Origin of the sequence: Micromonospora sp. NPDC003816, from assembly GCF_042874705.1 — a bacterium.
Classification (GTDB): Bacteria; Actinomycetota; Actinomycetes; order Mycobacteriales; family Micromonosporaceae; genus Micromonospora.
In genome coordinates, this window is sequence record NZ_JBIANP010000005.1 from 248,628 (window position 1) to 271,507 (window position 22,880).

Here is a 22,880-nt window from a genome sequence, read left to right on the forward strand (position 1 = left end):
ACTCCGCTCCGCTGCGCGCCGCCACCAGTCACCGCGTGGATGATTCGCTCGACCGGCTCGCTCATGCCAGATCCCCTCGCCACGACGGCGTCAGCGCGCCGGGCGGGGCGTGGCGGGGTGGTTGCCGGCGTTGACCAGTTCGGCCACCGCCTCCCGCGGACTCTTCTGGGTGACCAGGCCCTCGCCGACCAGCACCGCGTCGGCCCCGGCCGAGGCGTACCGGATCAGGTCGTGCGGACCACGTACGCCCGACTCGGCGATCTTGACGACGTTGCTCGGCAGACCGGGTGCGATCCGCTCGAACACCGACCGGTCGACCTGCAGCGTACGCAGATCGCGGGCGTTGACCCCGATCACCTGCGCACCGGCCTCCAGAGCCCGGTCGGCCTCTTCCTCGTCGTGCACCTCGACCAGCGCGGTCATGCCCAGCGACTCGATCCGCTCCAGCAGGCCGACCAGGACGTTCTGCTCCAGCGCGGCGACGATCAGCAGCACCAGGTCGGCGCCGTGCGCGCGGGCCTCGTGCACCTGATAGCTGGAGACCACGAAGTCCTTGCGCAGCACCGGGATGCTGACCGCCGCCCGGACCGCGGCGAGGTCCTCCAGCGAACCACCGAACCAGCGACCCTCGGTCAGCACGCTGATCGCCCGTGCGCCACCGGCCGCGTAGCCACCGGCGAGCTCCGCCGGATCGGCGATGTCGGCGATCTTGCCCTTGGACGGTGAGGAACGCTTCACCTCGGCGATCACCGCGACGCCGGGCTGGCGCAACGCGGCGTACGCGTCCAGCGGTGGCGGGGCGGCAGCGGCGAGTTCGCGGATCCGCTCCATCGGGACCTGCTCCTGCCGCCGGGCCACGTCCTCGCGGACGCCGGCCAGGATCTCGTCGAGCACGCTGACGGACGCTGCCGGGCCGGCCTCGTTCCCTTCCGCGTGCGGATGCTCAGCAGTCACCAACGGACTCCCCTCTCCGGGTGTCATGGGCCGATGCTAGGTGCCACCACCTGGCACCGACCGGTGGGGGTATGGCGCGCCTCACGAAATGGGCTGCGGCATAATGACCGACCTGCGCGAACAGGGCGTGACTCTCCGTCACCCCCTTATCGACGCTCACCCATATCGACGGCAGTCTTGACCTTACCGGTCACCCCCCGTCGAGGCCGGTCGATGCTGTGAGCAAGCTCAAGGCCGAACGGCCCTTTGCCTGCTCAGGGCCCCTGCCGCAGTGTTGATGTCGCAGTCATCACCGCGAAACGTGAAACGTGCAGCATCAGACTCGGGCACACTCGATGACGCGCCTGCCCCATCGCCACGACGATCTCTCCCCGGGGTGATCATGAATTCCTCCGCGCCGCAGCAGACCATCGGACTCACCACCATCTCGCGTACCGTCGCGTCGCTCGCCGTCGGTGTCGTCCACACGCTGGAACGCGCCGTCGTCGGGCCGACCCGGATCCGGACCGCGCGCGGCAACGCCTGGGAGGCCATCTGCGCCGACCGGGCCCGGGCCGACCAGCGGGCCGCGCTGGACCAGCTGGTCGCCGAACTCGCCGCCAGCCGCGCCCGGGACCGGCAGCCGGTCGGCTGACCGGCCGGGCCGCTCAGCGCTCGGTCGGGTCCTCGCCCCGGTCGAGCGCGTCCCACGCCTCGACGGTGCCGGCCCCGTGGATCGGTCCCGCCGCCGGTGCCGACTGCCGGGACCGGCGCTCGTAACGGGCACCCATCGCCGGCCAGTCCCGCCCACGCAACGCCGTCAGCAGCCCACCGGCTGCCGCCAGCACGCCGCCGAGCAGGGTGAGCGCCGGCCACTGCCGGGCCACCTCGTCGCCGATCTCGGCGACCAGCCCGTACCCGCCGCCGGCGGCCATCATCAGACCGAGCAGCGCCAGCAACCCGCCGAGCACCTGCCGCAGCCGGCCACGGGTGGCCAGCACCGCGCCGCCGCCAGCCAGGCCCACCAGGGCGAGCGCCGGCAGCCAGGGCAGCAGTTGCGTGCCGGTCCGCCCCTCCTCCAGCAACGGCGTCGGTACGCCCACCACGTCGGTGTCCAGCGCCCAGGTGCGGGTCACGGCCCAGAGCGCCAACCCCGCACCGGCCAGGCAGAGCAGCACGGCGTACGCCAACCCGCGCCGGCCCGACGCGGACCGAACCTGCCCACTCATCGGGCGGGCCTTTCGCTCGCGACTGCGGGACTCCGCTGCGCTACATTCCTCGCGCTCACCGAGCGGGCCTCAGTGTCTCGGCGGCGGCGATGGCGGCGAGCACCGCAGCGGCCTTGTTCCGGGTCTCCTGGTCCTCGGCGGCCGGATCGGAGTCGGCCACCACCCCGGCACCGGCCTGCACGTACGCCCGCCCGGCCCGCATGAGCGCGGTGCGGATGGCGATGGCCATGTCGAGGTCGCCACCGAAGCCGAAGTAGCCGACGGTGCCGCCGTACAGGCCCCGGCGTACCGGCTCCAGCTCCTCGATGATCTCCATGGCCCGCACCTTCGGCGCTCCGGAGAGGGTGCCCGCCGGGAACGTCGCGGCCAGCGCGTCGAAGGCGGTGCGGTCGGCGCGCAGCGTCCCGATCACGGTGGAGACGATGTGCATGACGTGGCTGTACCGCTCGATGGTGGCGAACTCCGGCACCTCGACGGTGCCCGGTCGGCAGACCCGGCCCAGGTCGTTGCGGCCCAGGTCGACGAGCATCACGTGCTCGGCGCGTTCCTTCGGGTCGGCGAGCAGCTCGGCGGCGAGCCGGGCGTCGGCCTCCGGGGTCGCCCCGCGCGGACGGGTGCCCGCGATCGGGTGCAGCAACGCGCGCCGCGCGCCGTCGACCTCGCCGGTCACCTTGAGGTGTGCCTCCGGCGACGAGCCGACGATGTCGAAGTCGTCGAAGCGCAGCAGATACATGTACGGGCTCGGGTTGGTGGTGCGCAGCACCCGGTAGACGTCCAGCGGGTCGGCGTCGGTGTCGCGTTCGAACCGCTGGGCGAGCACGATCTGGAAGCACTCGCCGGCCCGGATCGCCTCCTTGGCCGCCTCGACCGCCTTGGGGTAGCCGCCCTCGGGGGTACGGCTGCGGACCTCACCGGCGCGGGGACGGCGGACCGTGGAGACCATCGGCGGGATCGGTCGGGACAGTGCGGTGGTCATCGCGTCCAGCCGGCCCACCGCGTGGTGGTAGGCGGCGGCCACCTGCGTCTCGCGGCCCGGGTCGTCGAGCGGGGGCAGGACCGCGTTGGCGACCAGGATGGCCGAGCCGTCGAAGTGGTCCAGCACCACCAGGTCGGTGGCGAGCATCATGCCCAGCTCGGGTACGCGCAGGTCGTCCTCGGTGAGCGAGGGCAGCCGTTCGAAGCGGCGGATCAGGTCGTAGCCGAGGTAACCGACCATGCCCCCGGTCAGCGGGGGCATCGTCCCGTCCGACTCGCCGGGCGGGCCGGCCATCGCCGCCACCGTGGCCCGCAGCACCTCGACCGGGTCGCCCGTGGTGGGCAGCCCGGCGGGCGGCTCACCGAGCCAGGCCGCCGAGCCGTCCTGTTCGACCAGGGTGGCGCTGCTGCGGACGCCGACGAAGGAGTATCGGGACCAGGCCAGTCCCGACGAGCCGACGCCCTGCTCGGCGGACTCCAGCAGGAACGTGCCGGGCCCACCGGCGAGCTTGCGGTAGACCCCGACCGGCGTCTCCGCGTCGGCGAGCAGCCGCCGGGTGACCGGCACCACCCGCCAGCGGGCGGCCAGGTCGGTGAAGGTGGCCAGATCGGGGCTGACCGTGCCGTCGGTCATGCCGACGCTCCGGTGTGCCCGGATCGCGCGTACCGCCCGCTCACGAGGTCACCTCGCCGGAGGCGACCGGGAGTTCGGTGAAGAAGCAGGTGCGCTGGCCGGTGTGGCAGGCCGCGCCGACCTGGTCGACGCTGACCAGCACCGCGTCACCGTCGCAGTCCAGGGCCACGGACCGGACGTACTGGTGGTGGCCGGAGGTGGCGCCCTTGACCCAGTACTCGCGGCGGCTGCGCGACCAGTAGGTGGCCCGGCCGGTGGTCAGGGTGCGGTGCAGGGCCTCGTCGTCCATCCAGGCCACCATCAGCACCTCACCGCTGTCGTGCTGGCGGACCACGGCGGCCACCAGGCCGTCGGGGGTGCGGCGTAGCTGTGCGGCGATCTCCGGATCGAGTCGCGACGGCCGGTCCGGGCCGCCCGGCGGCTCCGGCGGGGAGAGGTGGGCGCCGCTCGTCGGCGCGTCAGGTTCGGGCACAGTGACCCATTGTCCCGCACGCGGCGCCGGAACCTGAGAGGGCTCCCGGCTGGCGGACGGCGCGGGACCGACGGGCTGGCGCAACTGGGTGACGTACCGGTCCAGGCGCCCGTCGAGCAGGGCGTCGGCGAAGTCGGCGCCGGCCACCTCGGCCACCTCGGCGGCGTACGGGCGGATCAGCGGCAGGGTGCCGGCGACCAGCCGGACCGCCGCCGCCCAGAGTTGCCCGGTCGATCCGGGCAGCAGGCCGAGGCAGCGCAGCATGTCCTGCCGGTAGCCGGGCGGCGCCACCGGCAGGTCGAGCGCGGCGGCGAAGGCCGAGCGACGGGACACCACCCGCACCGAGGGGTTCGCCAGCCGCAGCACCGAGGGGCAGAGCCGGGCCAGGTCGGCGGCGGCCAGCCGGACGCCGAGCGGGTCGTCGGCGTCGCGCGCGGCGGCCACCTTGCCGAGCGTGGCGATCAGGTCCTCCAGCCGAGGTTCGTCGGCCGGCTGGCAGAGCACGGTCAGGTTGATCCGGTCCCGCCAGTGCGGGTCGGCCCAGAGCAGCCGCGCCGGGGCCGTCACCGGCAGCCCGAACGCCCAGTCGGCCGGCTCGCCCAGGCGCGTCACCCAGGACCGGATGTCGCGGGCGGCGACCGAGACGTGGGTCAGGCGCCCGGAGTGCTCTGCGAGGTAGGCCCGGCGCTCGGCGTACGGGGCTCCACCGACCAGGACGTCGACGTCGACGTCGCTGTGCGGGGTGGCGGCTCGACGGGCGTGGCTTCCGCGCAGCAGGATGCCGACCACGGGCCGGTCGGCGGTCGCCCGCAGCCGCGCGGCCCAGTCGTCGAAGAACCCACTGTCCGGTGACGGAGCGTGATCCACTGCGCCATCGTGCCGCAGGTCCGATCCGGGCGCAATGCACCACAACGGACATGGTGTCCGATACGGAGGCTAAAGACCGTGCTATGGCGAAATCGGGGCCTGGCCCGTCCGAAAGAATTCAACTACCGTTGATTTCAACAGCCGATGAATTTTTGGAGGTGGGCGATGGCGGACGCGATCGCCGTCCGGGGCCTGGTCGTGGACCGGGGCGGACGGCGGGTACTGCACGGGATCGACGCCGGGGTGCCGCGTGGCGCGGTCACCGGGCTGCTCGGCCCCAGCGGCAGCGGCAAGACCACACTGATGCGCGCCGTCGTCGCGGTGCAGGTGGTCACCGCCGGCACGGTGACCGTGCTGGGCCACCCGGCCGGTGCGCCGGAGCTGCGCCAGCGGGTCGGCTACCTCACCCAGGCGCCGAGCGTCTACGCGGACCTGACGGTGCGGGAGAACGCCCGTTACTTCGCCGCCCTGCACGGCCGGGGCCGGGCCGAGGCGGACCGGGCGGTGGCCGACGTCGGGCTGGCGCCGGCGGCGGGACAGATCGTCGGCACCCTCTCCGGCGGGCAACGCAGCCGTGCGTCGCTGGCCTGCGCGCTGGTCGGCGAGCCGGAGCTGATCGTGCTCGACGAACCCACCGTCGGGCAGGACCCGGTCCTGCGGGCCGAGCTCTGGGCGAGGTTCCACGCACTCGCGGCGGCCGGCACCACCCTGCTGGTCTCCAGTCACGTGATGGACGAGGCGGCCCGATGCGACCGGCTGCTGCTGATCCGCGCGGGACGGCTGATCGCCGACGACACCCCGGCCGCGATCCGGGCCGCCGCCGGGGTCGACGACCTCGACGAGGCGTTCCTGCGGCTGATCCGGGCCGGCGAGGCCGGCACCGGCACCACGACCGCCGAGGAGGCGTGATGAACCCGCGCATCCTGGCCGCCACGGTCGGCCGCATCCTGCGGCAACTGCGCCACGACCGACGGACGGTGGCGCTGCTGGTGCTCGTGCCCACCGCGCTTCTCACCCTGGTCTACTACATGTACGCCGACCAGCCCACGCCGCCCGGCCAGCCGTCCACGTTCGACCGGATCGCGCTGGTGATGCTCGGCTTCTTCCCGTTCATCATCATGTTCCTGGTGACCAGCATCGCCATGCTGCGCGAACGGACCAGTGGCACGCTGGAACGGCTGCTCACCACCCCGCTGGCCCGCACCGATTTGCTCTTCGGGTACGGCATCGCGTTCGGGCTGGCCGGCGCGGTGCAGGCCACCATCGCCTCGGCCGTGGCGTACGGGGTCTTCGGCCTCGAGACCGCCGGCAGCAGTGCGCTGGTGATCCTGATCGCGGCGCTGAACGCCGTGCTCGCCGTCGCGCTCGGGCTGCTGTGCAGCGCCTTCGCCCGCACCGAGTTCCAGGCCGTACAGTTCATGCCGGTCGTGGTCGCCCCTCAACTGCTGCTCTGCGGGCTCTTCGTGCCTCGCGACGAGATGGCCGGCTGGTTGCAGGCGATCAGCGACGTGCTCCCCCTGTCGTACGCCGTCGAGGCCCTTCAGGAGGTCGGCGCGAACGCCGAGCCGACCGCGACGATGTGGCGGGACGTGGCGGTGGTCGCCGGTGCGGCGGTGTTGGCGCTGGTGCTCGCCTCGGCCACGCTGCGACGGCGTAGCGGCTGACAGGCCACCGAGCGGGAAGAGAGGGCGATGGCACGGCGCAGCGGACGGCGACCCGGCAACCCGGCAACCCGGGACGCCATCCTGGCGGCGGCCCGCACCGCCTTCGCGGAACGGGGTTTCGACGCCGCCACCATCCGGGCCGTCGCCGCCGCCGCCGAGGTCGATCCGGCGCTGGTGCACCACTACTTCGGCAGCAAGGAGCAACTGTTCCTGGCCGCCGTGCAGGCGCCGGTCGACCCTCGGGAACTGTTGCCGGCGGTGCTCGACGGCGACCGCGACGGGATCGGGGAACGACTGGTCCGGACGTTCGTCGCGATGTGGGACTCCCCGGCCGGCGCCGCCGGGGTGGCCCTGCTGCGCTCCGCGGTCGGCAACGAGTGGACCGCCCGGCTGGTCCGGGAGTTCCTGACCACCCAGGTGCTGCGCCGGATCCTCGACCACCTCGACGTCGACCCGGCCCACCGGCCGTTGCGCGGCGGGCTGGTGGCGAGCCAGTTGATCGGGCTCGCGCTCATGCGGCACGTGGTCCGGCTGGAGCCGGTCGCCTCCGCCGAGCCGGAGACCCTGGTCGCCACCGTCGGGCCGACCGTGCAGCGTTACCTCACCGGCGAACTCGTCGGCTGAGCCCGGCTCAGCCGCCGGCCGCCGGGTGCAGCATCTCGTCGAACAGCCGGGGCAGTTCGTCGTGCCCGGCCACCGGGCGCGTGAAGGCGAGCCGGGTCCGGTGCCGGGCGCCGGTGTACCCGAACGAGACCAGCATGCCGTACCTGTCGATCCGCTCCACCCGGGGCGCCCCGTCGACACCGGCCAGCCCCAGCCGGCGGCACAGGTAGGCGGTCAGCCGGTCGGCGTACCGGTCGGCGAGGTCGGCCAGCAGCACCGCCTCGACCGGGTGCAGCGGGTCCGGCTCCGCCTCCGCGTACGCCATCGGGTCGATCCGGCGACGCGTGCCGGCGCGGTCCCACTGGGCCTGCTCCACCTCGAACCGGCACAACCGGAACCGGGTGCCGACGTCGAGCAGGTCCCCGGTGGCGTCCACCTCGGCGAAGTCCAGCGCGGCGGCACGTTCCTCGGCGCCGGTCAACTGGCGCACCCAGCCGGAGACCAGCGCGCGGCCCAGCGACGGCGCGCCCGCGGCGGGCGGCAGGTCCAGCACGTCCAGCGCCACGGCCAGCGGGCGGTCCGGACCGGTGGTCCGCACGGCGGCGGTGAGGTCGCTGACCACCGGCACCAGCAGCAGCACCCGGCCGTCGCGGTCGGTGACGTGACGGACGTGGTGCAGACCGGGCCGGCAGGCCACGTGGACGAGACCGGCCAACCGGCCCGCGACGAGGGTACGGACGATCTCGGCAGGGCTCGGCCGCATGGCACGACCTCCTTCTAAGGTTAGGCTTACCTAACCCGAAGACTAGGGCATCGTCCGGGCCACGTCCACCGGATCCGCCCACCGCCGTCACCGCGTCCGCCCGACCGATCGACCGTCGTCGCGCCGCCCCCACCGGCGACTACCGCGTCTGCTCCAGCCACGAGGCGTAGAGCAGGCCGTAGACCGAGTCCGGGTCCCGGATCAGCTCCTCGTGCGGCCCGCGCTGCACGATCCGCCCCCGGTCCACCACGATCACCTCGTCGGCGCCCTGCGCGGTGGAGAGCCGGTGCGCGATCGCCAACGTGGTCCGCCCCCGGGTCACCGCGTCCAGGGTCCGTTGCAGGCGCACCTCGGTGGCCGGGTCGACCGCGCTGGTCGCCTCGTCCAGCACCAGCAGATCCGGATCGGCCACGTACGCCCGGGCCAGCGCCACCAGCTGCCGCTCCCCCACGCTCAACGCCTCACCGCGCTCCCCCACCCGGGTCGCCAGCCCGGCCGGCAACCCGTCCAGCCAGTCGGCCAGCCCCAGATCACTGAAGGCCGTGGTGAGCTGCTCGTCGGTCAACGCGGGACGGCCGAACCGCACGTTGTCCGCCACCGACGCGTCGAACAGGAAGCCGTCCTGCGGCACCATCACCACCCGGGACCGCAACGAGTCGAAACGCACGTCGGTCAACGCCACCCCGGACAGCAGCACCGCGCCCGCCGTCGGGTCCATCAACCGGGTGAGCAGCTTGGCGAAGGTGGTCTTGCCACTGCCCGTCTCGCCCACCACCGCGACCCGGCTCTTCGCCGGGATCTCCACGCTCACGTCGTGCAACACCGTCGGCCCGTCCGGATAGGCGTACCGCACCTGCGCGAAGCGGATGTCCAGCGGCCCGGCGGGCAGCTCCCGCCCCTGCGGGCCCGGGTCGGCCACGTCCGGCGAGACGTCCAGCACGTCCAGCACCCGCCGCCACCCGGCGATCGCGTTCTGCGCCTCGTTGAGCACCTCCGTGGCGATCTGCACCGGCTGGATGAAGAGCGTCACCAGGAACAGGAACGCGGTGATCGCACCGATGCTCAACGTCTGGTCGGCGCCGAGGACCACGCCGAGCACCACCACCCCGGCCAGCGCCACCCCGGCCGCCAGCTCCCCCACCGAACTGCCGAGGATGCTGATCCGGATCGCCTTGCGCTGCGCCTGCTGCTGGCTGTCGATCGCCTCGTCCAGCCGCCGCGCCGTCCGACCGGCGATGCCGTACGCCCGGATCACCGGCGCGCCGACCACGCTCTCACCGACCGCCGCCAGCAACGTGCCGGTCCGCTGCCGCACCACCCCGTACGCGGCGGCGAGCCGACGCTGGAGCAGCCGGATCACCAGCACCGCCGGCACGAACGCCGCGTAGACCACCAGGGTCAGTTGCCACGAGTACGCCAGCATCACCACCGTCGTCACCGCCAACTGACCCAGGTTCACCAGCAGGATCACGCCGCCCCACTGGAGGAACTGGGTGATCTGGTCGACGTCGCTGGTGACCCGGGAGACCAGCGATCCCCGCCGCTCGGACTGCTGGTGCAGCATCGACAGGTCGTGCACGTGCCGGAACGCCCGCACCCGGACCCCGGCCAACGCCGTCTCACTGACCGTGAACAGCCGCCGCATCATCAGGTAACCGCAGGCGGTGGTCACCACCAGCACGGCGGCCGTGACCGCCACGACGACGAACAACGCGTTCAGGTCGAGTCCGTCGGCGATGCCCCGGTCGATGCCCTGCTGCACCGCCACCGGCACGGCCACCCGGCCGACCATGTAGACCAGCGCCAGACCGAGGGTCCCGGCCAGACCGACCCGCAACTCCGGCGACAGCGCCAACCCCCGGCGCAGCGTCCGCCAGGTCGACTCCGCCGGCTCCGGCACCTCCGTCGTCACACTCGCGCTCACCGGTGCCATCCTTCGTTCACGACTGCGGGACTCCGCTGCGCTGCGTTCCTCGCGCTCACCGGTCCACCTCCAGGCCGGAGGTCATCGGGGTGACCTCGTCGTACGTCGGTTGCCGTTCGTGGTCGACCTCGGCCTGCTCGTACGCGGTGACCAGGTTGGCGTAGCCGGGCACGGTGGCCAGCAGCGTGGCGTGGGTGCCCCGCGCGACGACCCGGCCCTGCTCCAGATAGATGACCTCGTCGGCGAGGGCGATGGTGGCCCGGCGGTACGCCACCACCAGGATCGACGCGCCGGGACCGCCCGCCGCGGAGGAGCGCAGCCCGGCCAGGATGGCGGCCTCCACACGCGGGTCGACCGCGCTGGTGGCGTCGTCGAGCACCAGCAGGCGGGGACGCCCGGCCAGGGCACGGGCCAGGGTGAGCCGCTGCCGCTGCCCGCCGGAGAGCGAGGTGCCCCGCTCGCCGACCCTGGTGTCGAGCCCGTCGGGCAGCGCGGCGACGAACCCGTCGGCCTCGGCCAGCCGCAACGCGGCCCAGACGTCCTCGTCGTCGACGCCCGCCCGGTCCAGCGAGACGTTGGCCCGGACGGTGTCGTCGAAGACGAACGGCACCTGCGCCACCAGTGCCACGGTGCCGGCCAGCGAATCGGCGGCCAGCTCGCGTACGTCCACGTCGTCGAGGCGTACGGACCCGGCGCGGGGGTCGACCAACCGCACCGCCAGCGACGCCACCGTGGACTTGCCGGAGCCGGTCGGCCCGACCAGGGCCACGGTCTTGCCGGCCGGCACGGTGAAGGTGACCTCGCCGAGCACCTCGGTGCCGGGCAGGTGCGCCTCGGCGGGTTCGTAGGCGAAGGTGACGTCGGCGAAGGAGAGCGTGGCGGGCGCCTCCGCGTGCGGGTCCAGCCGGGTGTCGCCGTACGGCATCTCGCCGGTGGCGTCGAGCACCCGGCGGACCCGGTCCCACCCGGCCACGCTGCGCGGCAGTTCGGCGAGCACCCAGCCGATGGCCCGCACCGGGAAGGCCAGCACGGTGAAGAGGAAGGCGACGCTGACCAGCTCCGCGACCGAGATGGCACCCTGCTGCAACCGGTACGCGCCGACCACCAGCACGGCGAGCGTGCCGAGGCTGGGCAACGTCTCCAGCATCGGGTCGAAGACGCCGCGCAGCCGACCGACCGAGATCAGCGCGTCGCGGAGTTGGCCGGCGCGGGCCGCGAACCGGTCGGTCTCCTGGGCCTCCCGACCCATCGTCTTGACCACCAGCGCGCCGTCGAAGCTCTCGTGCGCGATCTCGCTGACCTCGGCACGCAGCCGCTGCGCACGGGCCTGACGCGGTGCCATCCGGCGGGAGTAGGCCACGTTGAGCGCGAACAGCGCCGGGAACACGGCCAGCCCGACCAGGGCCAGCGCCCAGTCGGTGAAGAACAGCGACGCCACGGCGCCGACCAGCATCACCAGCGTGCCGACCGCGAACGGCAGCGGCGCGATCGGGTGCCAGGCGGCCTCGACGTCGGAGTTCGCGTTGGACAGCAGGGTGCCGGTGGCGTTGCGGTGGTGCCAGGCCAGCGGCAGTTCCAGATATCGGCGGGTGACCCGGCGGCGGTAGTCGGCCTGGAGGCGGTACTGCATGTATCCCGCGCCGAGCCGCCGGCCGAAGATGCCGACCACCCGCAGCACGCTGATCCCGAGCAGCGCGGCGGCGGCCAGGGCCAGCCCGCCGACGCCGACCGCACCGCGCTCGATGGCCGGCACCACCACGTCGCCCACCACCGCGCCGATCACGAACGCGCTGCCCACCACCATCACGCCGAACAGCACACTGCCGCTGACCGCCACCGCGAAGATCCTCGGCTGTTCCCGGATGGCCCGCCCCAGGACGGCCAGCCCGCGACCGAGCACCTCCCGACTAGTCCCGCTCGCCACGTATCTCCCCCGCCGTAAGCCGCCACAATCCTCACTCATCCTTACCGCAGCACGCCGATCCCGCCGACCCGCTGCGATATGTCTGACGTCACCTCGCGAGCCGGCACGAACCGGGCGGACCGGCCGCGCTCGGCCTACGATCACCACATGCCGCGCTACGCCCGGTCGGAGCGCGAGGCGCTCACCGACCTGATGTCGACCCTGGGTCCGGACGCCCCGACGCTCAACGAGGGCTGGACCACCCGTGACCTGGCCGCGCACCTGGTGGTGCGGGAACGGCGGCCGGACGCCGCCGCCGGCATCCTGATCGGGCCGCTGCGCGACTACTCCGAGCGCGTCCGGCGCGAGATCGCCGCACTCGACTGGGCCGACCTGCTGGACCAGGTACGCCGGCCACCGGTGTGGAGCCCGGTGAGCAACCCGCTCACCGACGAGCTGGCCAACACGATGGAGTTCTTCATCCACCACGAGGACGTCCGCCGGGCCCAGCCCGAGTGGCAGCCCCGCGCGTTGCCGACCGGACTGGAGCAGTCGTTGTGGCGGCGCGCCTCCACCCTGGCCCGGATGGCCCTGCGCCGGTTCCCGGCCCGGGTGGCCGTGCGGGCACCCGGGCACGGTGAGGTGACCGCCGGTCAGGGCGGCGAGGAACTGGGGCTGATCGGCGCGCCGGGCGAACTGGTGCTGTTCCTGAGCGGCCGGCAGCAGGCGGCGCGGGTGGAGGTCGAGGGCGGTGCCGAGTCGGCGCACCGGCTCCGCAGCGCCAACCTGGGCTTCTAACCGTCTGTGCGGAACCGGTCACGGCGATATCCGAAACGTTATTTGTCCGATCGTTCGGCCCTTCGCACTGCTCCCGTACGCTGGCCGCGCCGCCTCGTGGGGAAGCGGCGCGACAGGGAGCCCAATGCGAAGCTTTGCGGTCTCGGCCCTGCGGGAGCCCCCGTTCTCCGGCGCCCGGCATCACCACACCGAGCAGGTCGCCCAAGAGAGCACCGACTGGGCGCACCACCTGGGCCTGATCAGTAACGGGCAACGACTACGCCGGGCGGACGCGGCCGGGCTGGCCGGACGAGCCTGCCCGGAGGCGTCGCTGGACGGCCTGCGGCTGCTGGCGGACCTGATCTCCTGGCTGTTCGTGATGGACGACGCCTGCGACGAGGACGGCCTGGGCAGCGACCCGACCCGACTCGCACCGACCGTGGCCGCGCTGCTCGACGTCCTGGACCGCCAGGGCACGTCGACGGAGGCGACGTCCGGCACGGCCGGCCCCCTCGGGCTCGCGCTGGCCGACCTGTGTCGGCGCGTCCGGGCCCACCGGCGCCCGGCGGTGCTGCTGCACTTCACCGCGGCCATGCGGGGCTACCTGCTCGCCCTGTTGTGGGAGGCGGCCAACCGCGAACACGGCCGGGTGCCGCCGGTCGACGAGTACGTCCAGATGCGCCGGCACACCGGTGGCGTCTATCCCAGCATCACGCTGACCGATCTGGCCCTGGACGGTTTCCCGCCGGCCGACCAGCGGGCCGATCCCGACTGGGCCGAGTTGGACCTGCTCGCCGCCGACCTGGTCTGCTGGTGCAACGACGTCTTCTCCTACGGCAAGGAGAACCGGGACGGCCCGGACGCGCACAACCTGGTCACGGTGCTGACCGGGGAGACCGGCGACGAGTCGGCGGCACTACGGGCCGCCGCGGAGCGTTTCAACGCCGGGCTGAGCGCGTACCTGACCGCCGAGAACGGGTTGCTGACCAGCCACGGCGACGCGGTCCGACCGGCACTCGCGGCACGCCGCAACTGGATCCGGGCCACCTACGACTGGTCCCGGGCCGCCGAGCGGTACGCGTAGCACGACGCCGCCCGCGCCCGGTGCGGGGGCGGCGATGATCGTCAGGGCTAGCCGATGCCCCGGCGCAGGCAATACCCTTCGGTAACGAACACCGACGTGACGACCGTCACGCCTCCACCCCCGAAGGCGGCTACAGCGATGGCTCTCGATGTACCGTACCGTTCCATTCCTGACATGTTCCTCAAGCGCGTGGCGGCTACCCCCGACCGCCACGCTTTCGCCCACCCCGGTCCGGACAACGCGCCGGTCTGGCTGACCTGGACGCAGGTCTCCGCGCGGGCGAAGGCGGTCGCCGCCGGCCTGCACGGCCTGGGCGTCGGCCAGGAGGACCCGGTGGCGATCCTGGCGAACACCCGGCTCGACTGGGTGATCGCCGACTTCGGCATCATGTGCGCCAGCGGCGCGACGACCACGGTCTATCCGACGACCGAGCCGCAGGACGCCACCTACATCCTCGCCGACTCCGCCTCCAAGGTGCTCTTCGCCGAGGACCCGTCCCAGGCGGCCAAGATCGCCGGCGCGGACCTGCCCGCGCTGACCCACGTGGTCCTCTTCGACGGCGAGCCCGACCCGGCGGCGGCGGTGCCCCAACTGACCCTCGCCCAGTTGGAGGAGCAGGGCGCCCAGCGGCTCGCTGAGGACCCCGAGCTGGTCGACCGCATCGTGGCCGGCATCGGGCCCGAGCACCTGGCCACGCTGATCTACACCTCCGGCACCACCGGCCGCCCCAAGGGCGTCGAGCTGCTGCACGGCGGATGGTGCTGGGAGGGCGTGGCGCAGGAGGCGGTCGGCCTGCTGCGCGAGGACGACCTCCAGTACCTCTGGCTGCCGCTGTCGCACTCGTTCGGCAAGACGCTGCTCTGCGGCTCCACCCACGTCGGCATGCCGACGTACGTGGACGGGCGGGTCGACAAGCTCGTCGAACTGCTCTCGGTGGTCCGCCCGACGCTGATGTGCGGCGCGCCCCGGGTCTTCGAGAAGGTCTACAACAAGTCGGTGACCACCGCGCAGAGCGCCGGCGGCGCGAAGGCGAAGATCTTCGCCTGGGCGGTCGGCGTCGGCAAGGAGAAGGTCGCCCTCGACCAGGCCGGCAAGCCGGTGCCGGGTGGGTTGAAGCTCAAGTACGCGGTGGCCGAGAAGCTGGTCTTCAGCAAGCTCCAGGCTCGCCTCGGCGGGCGGATCCGGGTGCTGGTCTCCGGCGCCGCCCCGCTCAGCCCGGAGATCGCCACGTTCTTCGCCGCGGCGAACCTGCCGATCAGCGAGGGGTACGGGCTGACCGAGAGCAGCGCCGGCAACTTCGTCAACCCGCCCGGCGCGTTCCGGATCGGCACGGTCGGCAAGGCCATGGGCGACCTGGAGTGCCGCATCGACAGCGACGGCGAGATCCTGATCAAGGGTCGGCCGGTCATGCGTGGCTACCACAACCTGCCGGAGGAGACCGCCGCCGTCTTCACCGAGGACGGCTTCTTCCGGACCGGTGACATCGGCAGCCTCGACGCCGACGGCTACCTGCGCATCACCGACCGGAAGAAGGACCTGGTCAAGACGTCCGGCGGCAAGTACATCGCGCCGTCGCACATCGAGGGCATGTTCAAGGCCACCTGCCCGTACACCTCGCAGGCGGTGGTCATCGCGCAGGCCCGCAACTTCTGCACGCTGCTGGTCACGCTGGACCCGGACGCCATCGCCGGCTGGGCCGCGGGCACCCCGCTCCAGGGCCGCCCGTACGCCGAGATCGTCTCCTCGCCCGAGGCGAAGGCCATGGTCGAGCAGTACGTGGCCGAGCTCAACACCAAGCTCAACCGCTGGGAGACGATCAAGAAGGTCACCATCCTGCCGCGCGATCTGACCATCGAGGACGGCGAGATCACCCCGTCACTCAAGATCAAGCGGCGGGGCGTGGAGAGCAACTTCTCCACCGAGATCGACAAGATGTACGCGGGCACCGTCGCCGAGATCTGACGGTCGTCGACACCGGCGTACACGACATCGGCCCCGCCGCCCGTTCCCGGGCGCGGGGCCGAGGCGTACCCGCTCACAGGTGGCGTCCCCGCCAGGTGGTCTGCTCCGCCTCGGCGGCGAGTTGCTCGGCCATCGCCACCTCCCGGACCTGGCGGCGCAGCGACGCGTCGGTCAGCGTCTGCACCACCGTCATCGCCAGCACGACCACGGTGAGCAACGTCAGAGTGACCAGTTCCGGCACCTGGGCGGCGACCGGCAGCAGCAGCACCAGCAGGCACACGCCGCCGACGGTCGGCCACCGCAGCGTGCGCAGGACCCGCCAGCCCAGCGCCACCAGCGTCACCAGATAGAGCGCCACGCCACCGTGCAGCACCAGCAACTCACCAGCGGGCAACAGGCTCCCGGCCGAGGTGGCCGGCTCGGCGGCACCGGTGAGCACCCGCTTGAGCCCGAGCGCGAACAGGATCGGGCCGGCGACCAGCGGCAGGTGCAGGTAGGTGTAGGCGTCGCGGGCCAACGCCGAGCGGGCCCGTGGATCCCGGGTGCGGTGCAGCACCTGTTCCAGTGCCAGCGCCAACGTGTCGAAGTACGACCACCAGAGCGCGGCGACCACCGCCACCGCGAGCATCCCCGAGAGGATCACCAGCCAGGTCAGCGGCGTATCGACGACGAAGTGGGCGCCGAGCCCCAACGCGATGATCGTCTCGCCGAGCGCCACCAGCACGATCAGGGCGTGCCGCTCGGCCCAGTGCCCGGCCGAGAGCAGCGTCCAGTTGCTGCTGCCCAGCGCCACCGCCGCCCCGTACTCGACGACGATCGCCGCGATCCAGAACAGCAGCCGCAGCCCGATCTCGCCCGCCTCGTCGGCCAGTCGCTGGGGCAGCAGCGCGGCGGCCAGCACCAGCGTGCCGACCACTGCCGCCCGTCCCATCGCGGCCAGGAAGCGGCGACGCAGCTCGGGGTCGCCCCGGGCCAGCCAGCCCAGGACACCCACCTGGACGACCCGGACCAGGAAGTAGCAGATCGCGAAGACCAACGGCCCGGACAGCCCGCCGGCCGTGCTGCTGAACGCCTGCGGCATGGCGAGCGCGAAGACCAGGGCCCCGCCCATGGTGGCGAACGCCACGAAGGGCAGCACCCCCTGGTCGGTACGGACCAGGTTGCCGATCACCGCGAAGCCGGTCCAGGCCCACCAGAGCAGCACCAGCACGACCACGCACTGGAGCAGGCCGCGCGGCGTGAAGTTGTCGGCGGTGAGCGTGGTGACCTGGATGAAGGCGAAGACGAAGACCAGGTCGTAGAAGAGTTCCAGGCGGGTGGCGCGCGACCCGGGTGCACCCGGTCGCACCCCACGCGACCACCGCACCCCCCGGAGTCCGTCCACCCCGGCAGTCTGCCCGCCGTCGACCGGCGGGCGAGGTGGATCAGCCGGATCGGCTCCGGCGCGACCCCGGTCAGGCGATGACGCTCGGCTCCCGCCACCGGGGCAGCCCGGTCCGGTCCAGGTCGTAGCGGACCGCGGCGATCCGACCCACCGCCTCGACCAGGTCCCCGGCGGGCAGGGTGAAGGGCAGCCGCAGGAAGCGTTCCAACGTGCCGTCCAGGCCGAACCGGGGTCCGGGTGCCAGGCGTACGCCGACCTCCTCGGTCGCCCGCGCCAGCGCGCTGGAGATCGGGCCGTCCAGCTCGGCCCAGAGCGTCACGCCGCCGCGCGGCACGGTGACCCGCCACTCCGGCAGCCGGTCGGCCAGCGCACCGAGCAACGCGTCCCGTTGCACCGCCAGTTGCGTACGCCGGGCGGCGACGATGCCCGGCGCGGCGGCCAGCAGGTGCACGGCGACGAGTTGGTCGAGCACCGGGCTGGACATGTCGACGCCGACCCGGGCTGCGGCCAGCCGCTGCACCTGCGGCGCGGAGGCCCGGATCCAGCCGATCCGCAGACCGCCCCAGAAGGGCTTGCTCATGCCGCCGATGCTGACCACCCGGGAGTGCCGGTCGAAGCTCGCGGTCGGCGGCGGCAGCACGGTGCCGTCCAGCGGCAGGTCCACGAAGGACTCGTCGATCACCAGGTCGGTGCCGACGGCGTGGGCGGTGGAGACCAGACGCTCGCGCAGGTCCGCCTCCATCAGATGCCCGGTCGGGTTCTGGAAGTCCGGGATCAGGTAGGCCACCCGGGGGCGTACCTGCCGCAGCGAGCCGAGCATCAGGTCGGCGTCCCAGCCGGTGGCGTCGGCGGCCAGTCCGTGGGTGGTGATCCGGGCCCGTCGGGCGGCCAGTGCGGCCAGCGCGTTGGGGTAGCTCGGTGACTCGACCAGCACCCCGCTGCCCGGCGCCAGGGCCAGCCGGAGCACCAGGTCCAGGGCGTGCTGGGTGCCGTTGGTGACCATGATCTGGTCGGGTGAGGTGGGCAGTCCCCGGTCGGTGTAACCCTGGGCCACCGCCTCCCGCAGCTCGACGATGCCGGTCGGGTGGTAGCCGGCCCCGCCGAGGTAGCGGGGCAGGTCCTCGGTCGCGGCCTGGGCTGCCGGCAGCAGCTCCGGCGGGGCGGCCAGCGCCGCCACCCCCAGGTCGATCATGTCCCGGTCGTCGAGCGGGGTCCAGAGACCGTTCGGCGCCACCCGGTGTGTGCCGGGCAGCCGGGTCCAGCTTCCCGCACCCCGGCGGCTGGACAGGTGCCCGCTGTCACGCAGTTCGCGGTACGCGGCGGTGACGGTGGTCCGGCTGATCCGCAGCGCCTCGGCCAGGTCCCGTTCCGCCGGCAGGCGTACGCCCAGCGGCAGCCGCCCGTCAGCGAGCAGGCCGCGTACCGCGCCGGCCAGCGCGGCGTAGTCGGGACTGCGTCGCCGCCCGGGCAGCGCATGCCACTGGCCGAGCAGTCGGGCCAATTGCGCCCCACGCACCTGACTCGCCATGGCCACTCCCCGAAAATTGGCTCTATGCGCGCCCAGATTGGCCCCTAGAGTGGCACGCGTGACCCTGATTGGCAACCTCCGCCACCGGCCGGTCCGGCGACTGACCCAACTGCACGTCGGCCTCGCCCTCTACGGCTTCAGCATGGCGCTGATGATCCGTTCCGAGCTGGGCCTGAACCCCTGGGACGTGTTCCACCAGGGCCTCTCCCGGCTGACCGGGCTGACCATGGGCACCACGGTCATCCTGGTGGGCGCCCTGGTGCTGCTGACCTGGATCCCGCTGCGGCAGCGCCCCGGCATCGGCACCGTGGCCAACGTGGTGGTGATCGGCCTGGCCGTCGACGCGACGCTGGCCCTGCTGCCCACCGGTGGGCCGCTGCCGGTGCGCGTCGCGCTGCTGGTGGCCGGCATCGTCGGCAACGGCATCGCCACCGCCCTCTACCTCGGTGCCCGGCTCGGCCCCGGCCCTCGCGACGGGCTGATGACGGGTCTCGCCGCCCGCCGGCCCGGCTGGTCGCTACGCCTGGTCCGCACCGCCATCGAGATCGCCGTACTCGCCGTGGGCTGGCTGCTCGGCGGGACGGTCGGTCTCGGCACCGTCGCGTACGCGCTGACCATCGGGCCCCTCGCGCAGTTCTTCCTGCCGGTCTTCGACACCCCCGAGCCGGGCCCCGCCCCGGTCGGGACCGCGCCCGCCACCTGACGACGTCGCCGCGCCACCCCGCGTACCGGCCGCTCCGGCGACCCGCCCGCGACATCAACCCTCGGCAATCGACAGGTGACGCAGAGTCGCAGTGGGTCGGGTGGTGTTTCCTTCCCGCCGCGCTGACGGCAGAATCTCCACATGGGGGAGAACGCCTGGCGACGGACCGACGCGTGGATCTTCGTCTCGTTGGTGATCGCCAGCGGCGCGGGGAGGCACCGGCGTTCCCCGACAACCCGCAGGCCCGAGGGCGTACGCCTGGCCGACGTGATCTCCACCGCCGACCACCTCGACCGGACGCTCCCCGAGCGACACGACATCGAGGGAGCGATCCGCCGGCTGCTCGGCGCCGGCCTGGTGGAGGTCGCCGACGGCTGGTTCCGGATCACCGCCGACGGGGAGCGGCTCTGGCGTACCCGGCCCAGCGCCGGGCTGGCCACCACCGTCGACACCGTCCAGGGCGTGCTCAGTCGACGGCACCCGCCCGGCACCGCGGACTGGCACCTCGACGAGGCCGAGCACACCGCCGCCGTCCAGGAATATCTGGTCCGCTCCGTCCCGATGCCCCGCCGCTCGCCCGAGGGCCACTCCGGCCGGGGCTGAGTACCCGGGTCAGCGGACGGGGTGACCCGCCCCGCGCAGCGCGTCCTTGACCTCGGTGACGGTCAGTTCCCCGAAGTGGAAGACGCTCGCCGCGAGGACCGCGTCGGCACCCGCGCCGATCGCCGGGGGGAAGTGCGCCACCTCGCCCGCGCCACCGCTGGCCACCACCGGCACGTCGACCACCCGGCGTACCGCGGCGATGAGTTCGAGGTCGAAGCCGGCCTTGGTGCCGTCGGCGTCCATCGAGTTCAGCAGGATCTCCCCGGCGCCGAGTTCGGCGCCGCGCGCGGCCCACGCCACCGCGTCCAGCCCGGTCCCTCGCCGGCCGCCGTGCGTGGTCACCTCGAAACCGCTGTCGGTGGTGCCCGCCGGTGCCCGCCGCACGTCGAGCGAGAGCACCAGCACCTGGCGGCCGAACCGGTCCGCGATCTCGGCGATCAGCTCCGGCCGGGCGATGGCCGCGGTGTTCACCCCGACCTTGTCGGCACCGGCACGCAGCAGCGTGTCCACGTCCGCCACGGCACGCACGCCCCCGCCGACGGTCAGCGGGATGAAGACCGACTCGGCGGTACGCCGGACCACGTCGAGCATCGTGCCCCGGTCGCTGGACGAGGCGGTCACGTCCAGGAAGGTCAACTCGTCCGCGCCCGCCCGGTCGTACGCCGCCGCCAACTCGACCGGGTCACCGGCGTCCCGCAGGTCGAGGAAGTTGACCCCCTTGACCACCCGACCGGCGTCCACGTCGAGACAGGGGATCACGCGCACCGCCACCGTCATGCCGGAAAGCCTATCGCCCGGTGCCGGTGCGCTGACCGGCCGTACCCGGGCCCCCGGCCGGCTCACGTGTTAGCAGGGGACCCTTCCTCTACCGCAGGCGGTAACAAGGTGCCCTTCCTTACCGCTCGGCGAGGGTCTCCAGGGCCTGGGCGACGGTGAACGCGCCGGCGTAGAGCGCCTTGCCGGCGATCACACCCTCCACCCCGATCGGCTCCAGCGTCGCCAGCGCCCGCAGGTCGTCCAGGGTCGAGACACCCCCGGAGGCGATCACCGGGGCGTCGGTGCGGCCGCACACCGCCCGCAGCAGGTCCAGGTTCGGGCCACGCATGGTGCCGTCCTTGGTGATGTCGGTGACCACGTACCGCGACGCGCCGGCCTTGTCCAGCCGCTCCAGCACCTCGTACAGGTCACCGCCGTCGCGGGTCCAGCCGCGCGCCGCCAGGGTCCGGCCCCGCACGTCCAGACCGATCGCGACGCGGTCGCCGTACTCGCCGCAGATCCGGTCGCACCACTCCGGGTCCTCCAACGCCGCGGTGCCGATGTTCACCCGCTCGGCGCCGGTGGCCAGTGCGGCCCGCAGCGAGGCGTCGTCGCGGATGCCGCCGGACAGTTCGACGCGTACGTCGAGCCGGCGCACCACCTCGGCGAGCAGCGCCGCGTTCGAGCCCCGGCCGAACGCGGCGTCGAGGTCGACCAGGTGGATCCACTCGGCGCCGTCCTGCTGCCAGGCCAACGCGGCCTCCAGCGGATCGCCGTAGGTGGTCTCGCTACCCGCGGCGCCCTGCACGAGTCGGACGGCCTGGCCGTCGGCGACGTCCACGGCAGGCAACAGGGTGAGGCTCACGAATCTTGGTCCTTCCAGATCAGGAACGGCGGTTCAGGGCGATCACCACGATCACCGGCAGAACGAGCAACAACAACACGATCAACAACAGCCGCAGCCCCAGGTCGGGCACGAGCAGCCAGATCAGGACGACCGCCGCCAGGGTCAGCGCCACGATCGCGGCACGCTCACCCCGGGAGTACCGGAGCAACCGGCCGGTGCGCCCCCGGCGGACGGTGGGCACGAACCGGCGGACCAGCGCGCGACGCCGGGCCCGGCGGGCCATCGCCCGTTCCCGGACCACCTGACGTCGGGCGGCCTCCGCCTCGCGGACCGCGCGACGACGGGCCCGTTCCTTGCTCACCGGCGCCCCCGCGTACGCCCAGTCGTCGCCGACCGCCGGGCGCTGCCCCCGTCAGCCACCGACGGGCACCGTGGCCAGCCAGTTGCGCAGCAGGGCCGCACCGGTGTCGGCGGACTTCTCCGGGTGGAACTGGGCGGCCGAGAGCGCACCCCGTTCCACCGCCGCGACGAAGTCACGGTCGTGGTGGGCGGTGGTCACCCGGACGCCGGCCCCGGTCAGCGCGGCCACGTCACCGGCCGCGTACGAGTGGACGAAGTAGAAACGGCTGTCGGCCGGCAGGCCAGCGAAGAGCACCGAACCGACCGGCGCCTGCACGGTGTTCCAGCCCATGTGGGGCAACCGGGCGGCGGGAAGCCGGCTGACGCCACCCGGCAGCAGACCCAGCCCCTTGGTGACCACCCCGTGCTCGTCGCCGGACTCGAAGAGGATCTGCATACCCACGCAGATGCCCAGCACCGGCCGACCGGCGGCGACCCGCTCGGCGATCACCGGGCCCGCGCCGACCTCGTCGATGCCGGCCATGCACGCGGCGAAGGCACCCACCCCGGGCACCACCAGACCGTCGGCGTCGGCAGCGGCGGCCAGGTCTCCGGTGACCACCACGTCGGCACCGGCGGCAGCCAGCGCGCGTTCCGCCGAGCGCAGGTTGCCCGACCCGTAGTCGAGCACCACGACCCGGCGACGCGCGTCCTCGGCACCGGCAGGGCGACTGCTCACGTCGGCCACTATCCCTCCCCCGGCAGCAGCCACAGCACACCGGCGATGCTGGCCAGCAGCGCCAGCAGACCGCAGACCACCACCGCGCCGCGCGGGGCGCCCTGCCGGTGCAGGGAGAGCGTCCCGCCCACCAGCACCCCGGCGAAGATCAGCAGCAACGTCGGCAGCACCGCGCCCATCAGCGGCACCCC

Annotated in this window: 23 protein-coding genes and 1 pseudogene; 9 read left to right on the forward strand and 15 right to left on the reverse strand. The window is 73.1% G+C overall.

The window, feature by feature from the left end:
- Nucleotides 1-90: 90 nt before the first annotated feature.
- Nucleotides 91-894, reverse strand: coding sequence for an indole-3-glycerol phosphate synthase TrpC (trpC, locus tag ACFYTT_RS19070; protein WP_176095944.1), 804 nt, complete (start codon nucleotides 892-894; stop codon nucleotides 91-93).
- A 442-nt stretch (nucleotides 895-1,336) separates the two neighbouring features.
- Here trpC and ACFYTT_RS19075 point away from each other — a divergent pair, with 442 nt between their 5' ends.
- Entirely contained in the window at nucleotides 1,337-1,588 is a 252-nt protein-coding gene (locus ACFYTT_RS19075) for a hypothetical protein (protein WP_176094859.1), read from the forward strand.
- Between the two features lie 13 nt (nucleotides 1,589-1,601).
- On the opposite strand, the gene ACFYTT_RS19080 is transcribed toward ACFYTT_RS19075, so the two are convergent.
- The 4 genes and pseudogenes from ACFYTT_RS19080 to ACFYTT_RS19095 all read right to left on the reverse strand — a co-directional run.
- Complete coding sequence (locus ACFYTT_RS19080) at nucleotides 1,602-2,162, reverse strand: Trp biosynthesis-associated membrane protein (protein ID WP_131057377.1); 561 nt, start codon at nucleotides 2,160-2,162, stop codon at nucleotides 1,602-1,604.
- Between the two features lie 55 nt (nucleotides 2,163-2,217).
- Nucleotides 2,218-3,771, reverse strand: coding sequence for an anthranilate synthase component I (locus ACFYTT_RS19085; RefSeq protein ID WP_131057375.1), 1,554 nt, complete (start codon nucleotides 3,769-3,771; stop codon nucleotides 2,218-2,220).
- A 40-nt stretch (nucleotides 3,772-3,811) separates the two neighbouring features.
- Nucleotides 3,812-4,243, reverse strand: a complete 432-nt coding sequence (gene hisI, locus ACFYTT_RS19090) for a phosphoribosyl-AMP cyclohydrolase (protein ID WP_387261009.1) — start codon at nucleotides 4,241-4,243, stop codon at nucleotides 3,812-3,814.
- A 180-nt stretch (nucleotides 4,244-4,423) separates the two neighbouring features.
- Nucleotides 4,424-5,110 (reverse strand): annotated as a pseudogene (locus ACFYTT_RS19095) (phosphoribosyl-AMP cyclohydrolase); the annotation flags it as partial.
- Nucleotides 5,111-5,275: 165 nt separating this feature from the next.
- Between ACFYTT_RS19095 and ACFYTT_RS19100 the strand changes: the two are divergent.
- The 3 genes from ACFYTT_RS19100 to ACFYTT_RS19110 are packed head-to-tail and all read left to right on the forward strand — an operon-like array spanning nucleotide 5,276 to nucleotide 7,398.
- A complete protein-coding gene (locus tag ACFYTT_RS19100; RefSeq protein ID WP_387260778.1) occupies nucleotides 5,276-6,019 on the forward strand; it encodes an ABC transporter ATP-binding protein in 744 nt (247 codons plus the stop codon).
- Nucleotides 6,019-6,774, forward strand: coding sequence for an ABC transporter permease (locus ACFYTT_RS19105; protein ID WP_131057712.1), 756 nt, complete (start codon nucleotides 6,019-6,021; stop codon nucleotides 6,772-6,774). Before ACFYTT_RS19100 ends, ACFYTT_RS19105 begins: the two co-directional genes overlap by 1 nt.
- 27 nt (nucleotides 6,775-6,801) lie before the next feature.
- Entirely contained in the window at nucleotides 6,802-7,398 is a 597-nt protein-coding gene (locus ACFYTT_RS19110) for a TetR family transcriptional regulator (protein ID WP_131057713.1), read from the forward strand.
- Between the two features lie 7 nt (nucleotides 7,399-7,405).
- On the opposite strand, the gene ACFYTT_RS19115 is transcribed toward ACFYTT_RS19110, so the two are convergent.
- The 3 genes from ACFYTT_RS19115 to ACFYTT_RS19125 form a co-directional block, all read right to left on the reverse strand.
- Nucleotides 7,406-8,140 (reverse strand): DUF2470 domain-containing protein, encoded by a 735-nt coding sequence (locus ACFYTT_RS19115; protein ID WP_176094862.1) that lies wholly within the window; start codon nucleotides 8,138-8,140, stop codon nucleotides 7,406-7,408.
- Nucleotides 8,141-8,279: 139 nt separating this feature from the next.
- Entirely contained in the window at nucleotides 8,280-10,064 is a 1,785-nt protein-coding gene (locus tag ACFYTT_RS19120) for an ABC transporter ATP-binding protein (protein ID WP_236145690.1), read from the reverse strand.
- 55 nt (nucleotides 10,065-10,119) lie between these two features.
- Nucleotides 10,120-11,988: an ABC transporter ATP-binding protein gene (locus ACFYTT_RS19125; protein WP_387260784.1), complete on the reverse strand. Its 1,869-nt coding sequence runs from the start codon at nucleotides 11,986-11,988 to the stop codon at nucleotides 10,120-10,122.
- 147 nt (nucleotides 11,989-12,135) lie between these two features.
- Here ACFYTT_RS19125 and ACFYTT_RS19130 point away from each other — a divergent pair, with 147 nt between their 5' ends.
- The 3 genes from ACFYTT_RS19130 to ACFYTT_RS19140 all read left to right on the forward strand — a co-directional run bounded on the left by ACFYTT_RS19130 (nucleotide 12,136) and on the right by ACFYTT_RS19140 (nucleotide 15,790).
- Nucleotides 12,136-12,765, forward strand: coding sequence for a TIGR03085 family metal-binding protein (locus tag ACFYTT_RS19130; RefSeq protein ID WP_176094865.1), 630 nt, complete (start codon nucleotides 12,136-12,138; stop codon nucleotides 12,763-12,765).
- A gap of 124 nt (nucleotides 12,766-12,889) precedes the next feature.
- Nucleotides 12,890-13,828 (forward strand): terpene synthase, encoded by a 939-nt coding sequence (locus ACFYTT_RS19135; protein ID WP_131052753.1) that lies wholly within the window; start codon nucleotides 12,890-12,892, stop codon nucleotides 13,826-13,828.
- A gap of 138 nt (nucleotides 13,829-13,966) precedes the next feature.
- Nucleotides 13,967-15,790: a long-chain fatty acid--CoA ligase gene (locus ACFYTT_RS19140; protein ID WP_176094866.1), complete on the forward strand. Its 1,824-nt coding sequence runs from the start codon at nucleotides 13,967-13,969 to the stop codon at nucleotides 15,788-15,790.
- 73 nt (nucleotides 15,791-15,863) lie between these two features.
- Here ACFYTT_RS19140 and ACFYTT_RS19145 read toward each other — a convergent pair whose 3' ends face one another.
- Together ACFYTT_RS19145 and ACFYTT_RS19150 are read right to left on the reverse strand one after the other, a co-directional pair.
- A complete protein-coding gene (locus ACFYTT_RS19145) occupies nucleotides 15,864-17,174 on the reverse strand; it encodes a low temperature requirement protein A (protein ID WP_254876941.1) in 1,311 nt (436 codons plus the stop codon).
- Nucleotides 17,175-17,244: 70 nt separating this feature from the next.
- Nucleotides 17,245-18,702, reverse strand: coding sequence for a PLP-dependent aminotransferase family protein (locus ACFYTT_RS19150; RefSeq protein ID WP_387260789.1), 1,458 nt, complete (start codon nucleotides 18,700-18,702; stop codon nucleotides 17,245-17,247).
- Nucleotides 18,703-18,760: 58 nt separating this feature from the next.
- Here ACFYTT_RS19150 and ACFYTT_RS19155 point away from each other — a divergent pair, with 58 nt between their 5' ends.
- Nucleotides 18,761-19,405, forward strand: coding sequence for a YitT family protein (locus tag ACFYTT_RS19155; RefSeq protein WP_176094867.1), 645 nt, complete (start codon nucleotides 18,761-18,763; stop codon nucleotides 19,403-19,405).
- A 141-nt stretch (nucleotides 19,406-19,546) separates the two neighbouring features.
- On the forward strand, nucleotides 19,547-20,008 hold the full coding sequence (locus tag ACFYTT_RS19160) for a hypothetical protein (protein WP_131052749.1): 462 nt from the start codon (nucleotides 19,547-19,549) through the stop codon (nucleotides 20,006-20,008).
- Nucleotides 20,009-20,017: 9 nt separating this feature from the next.
- On the opposite strand, the gene hisF is transcribed toward ACFYTT_RS19160, so the two are convergent.
- The 5 genes from hisF to ACFYTT_RS19185 all read right to left on the reverse strand — a co-directional run bounded on the left by hisF (nucleotide 20,018) and on the right by ACFYTT_RS19185 (nucleotide 22,868).
- Nucleotides 20,018-20,785, reverse strand: coding sequence for an imidazole glycerol phosphate synthase subunit HisF (gene hisF, locus ACFYTT_RS19165; protein ID WP_131052748.1), 768 nt, complete (start codon nucleotides 20,783-20,785; stop codon nucleotides 20,018-20,020).
- Nucleotides 20,786-20,903: 118 nt separating this feature from the next.
- Nucleotides 20,904-21,629, reverse strand: coding sequence for a bifunctional 1-(5-phosphoribosyl)-5-((5-phosphoribosylamino)methylideneamino)imidazole-4-carboxamide isomerase/phosphoribosylanthranilate isomerase PriA (gene priA / locus ACFYTT_RS19170; RefSeq protein WP_131052747.1), 726 nt, complete (start codon nucleotides 21,627-21,629; stop codon nucleotides 20,904-20,906).
- A gap of 19 nt (nucleotides 21,630-21,648) precedes the next feature.
- Nucleotides 21,649-21,972, reverse strand: a complete 324-nt coding sequence (locus ACFYTT_RS19175; protein WP_131052746.1) for a hypothetical protein — start codon at nucleotides 21,970-21,972, stop codon at nucleotides 21,649-21,651.
- Nucleotides 21,973-22,023: 51 nt separating this feature from the next.
- Nucleotides 22,024-22,689 (reverse strand): imidazole glycerol phosphate synthase subunit HisH, encoded by a 666-nt coding sequence (gene hisH / locus ACFYTT_RS19180; protein WP_387260794.1) that lies wholly within the window; start codon nucleotides 22,687-22,689, stop codon nucleotides 22,024-22,026.
- An 8-nt stretch (nucleotides 22,690-22,697) separates the two neighbouring features.
- The gene (locus ACFYTT_RS19185) at nucleotides 22,698-22,868 is read right to left on the reverse strand and encodes a hypothetical protein (RefSeq protein WP_162854348.1); all 171 of its coding nucleotides are present in this window, start codon (nucleotides 22,866-22,868) and stop codon (nucleotides 22,698-22,700) included.
- Nucleotides 22,869-22,880 lie beyond the last annotated feature (12 nt).

Bases quoted from the DNA above. Each gene is read 5' to 3' on its own strand.
- ACFYTT_RS19150 (WP_387260789.1), bottom strand. From the start codon at position 18,702: ATGGCGAGTCAGGTGCGTGGGGCGCAATTGGCCCGACTGCTCGGCCAG.
- ACFYTT_RS19080 (WP_131057377.1), bottom strand. From the start codon at position 2,162: ATGAGTGGGCAGGTTCGGTCCGCGTCGGGCCGGCGCGGGTTGGCGTAC.
- ACFYTT_RS19115 (WP_176094862.1), bottom strand. From the start codon at position 8,140: ATGCGGCCGAGCCCTGCCGAGATCGTCCGTACCCTCGTCGCGGGCCGG.
- ACFYTT_RS19105 (WP_131057712.1), top strand. From the start codon at position 6,019: ATGAACCCGCGCATCCTGGCCGCCACGGTCGGCCGCATCCTGCGGCAA.
- ACFYTT_RS19140 (WP_176094866.1), top strand. From the start codon at position 13,967: ATGGCTCTCGATGTACCGTACCGTTCCATTCCTGACATGTTCCTCAAG.
- ACFYTT_RS19135 (WP_131052753.1), top strand. From the start codon at position 12,890: ATGCGAAGCTTTGCGGTCTCGGCCCTGCGGGAGCCCCCGTTCTCCGGC.
- ACFYTT_RS19100 (WP_387260778.1), top strand. From the start codon at position 5,276: ATGGCGGACGCGATCGCCGTCCGGGGCCTGGTCGTGGACCGGGGCGGA.
- ACFYTT_RS19110 (WP_131057713.1), top strand. From the start codon at position 6,802: ATGGCACGGCGCAGCGGACGGCGACCCGGCAACCCGGCAACCCGGGAC.
- ACFYTT_RS19085 (WP_131057375.1), bottom strand. From the start codon at position 3,771: ATGACCGACGGCACGGTCAGCCCCGATCTGGCCACCTTCACCGACCTG.
- ACFYTT_RS19130 (WP_176094865.1), top strand. From the start codon at position 12,136: ATGCCGCGCTACGCCCGGTCGGAGCGCGAGGCGCTCACCGACCTGATG.
- hisF (WP_131052748.1), bottom strand. From the start codon at position 20,785: ATGACGGTGGCGGTGCGCGTGATCCCCTGTCTCGACGTGGACGCCGGT.
- ACFYTT_RS19185 (WP_162854348.1), bottom strand. From the start codon at position 22,868: ATGGGCGCGGTGCTGCCGACGTTGCTGCTGATCTTCGCCGGGGTGCTG.
- ACFYTT_RS19160 (WP_131052749.1), top strand. From the start codon at position 19,547: ATGGGGGAGAACGCCTGGCGACGGACCGACGCGTGGATCTTCGTCTCG.
- ACFYTT_RS19075 (WP_176094859.1), top strand. From the start codon at position 1,337: ATGAATTCCTCCGCGCCGCAGCAGACCATCGGACTCACCACCATCTCG.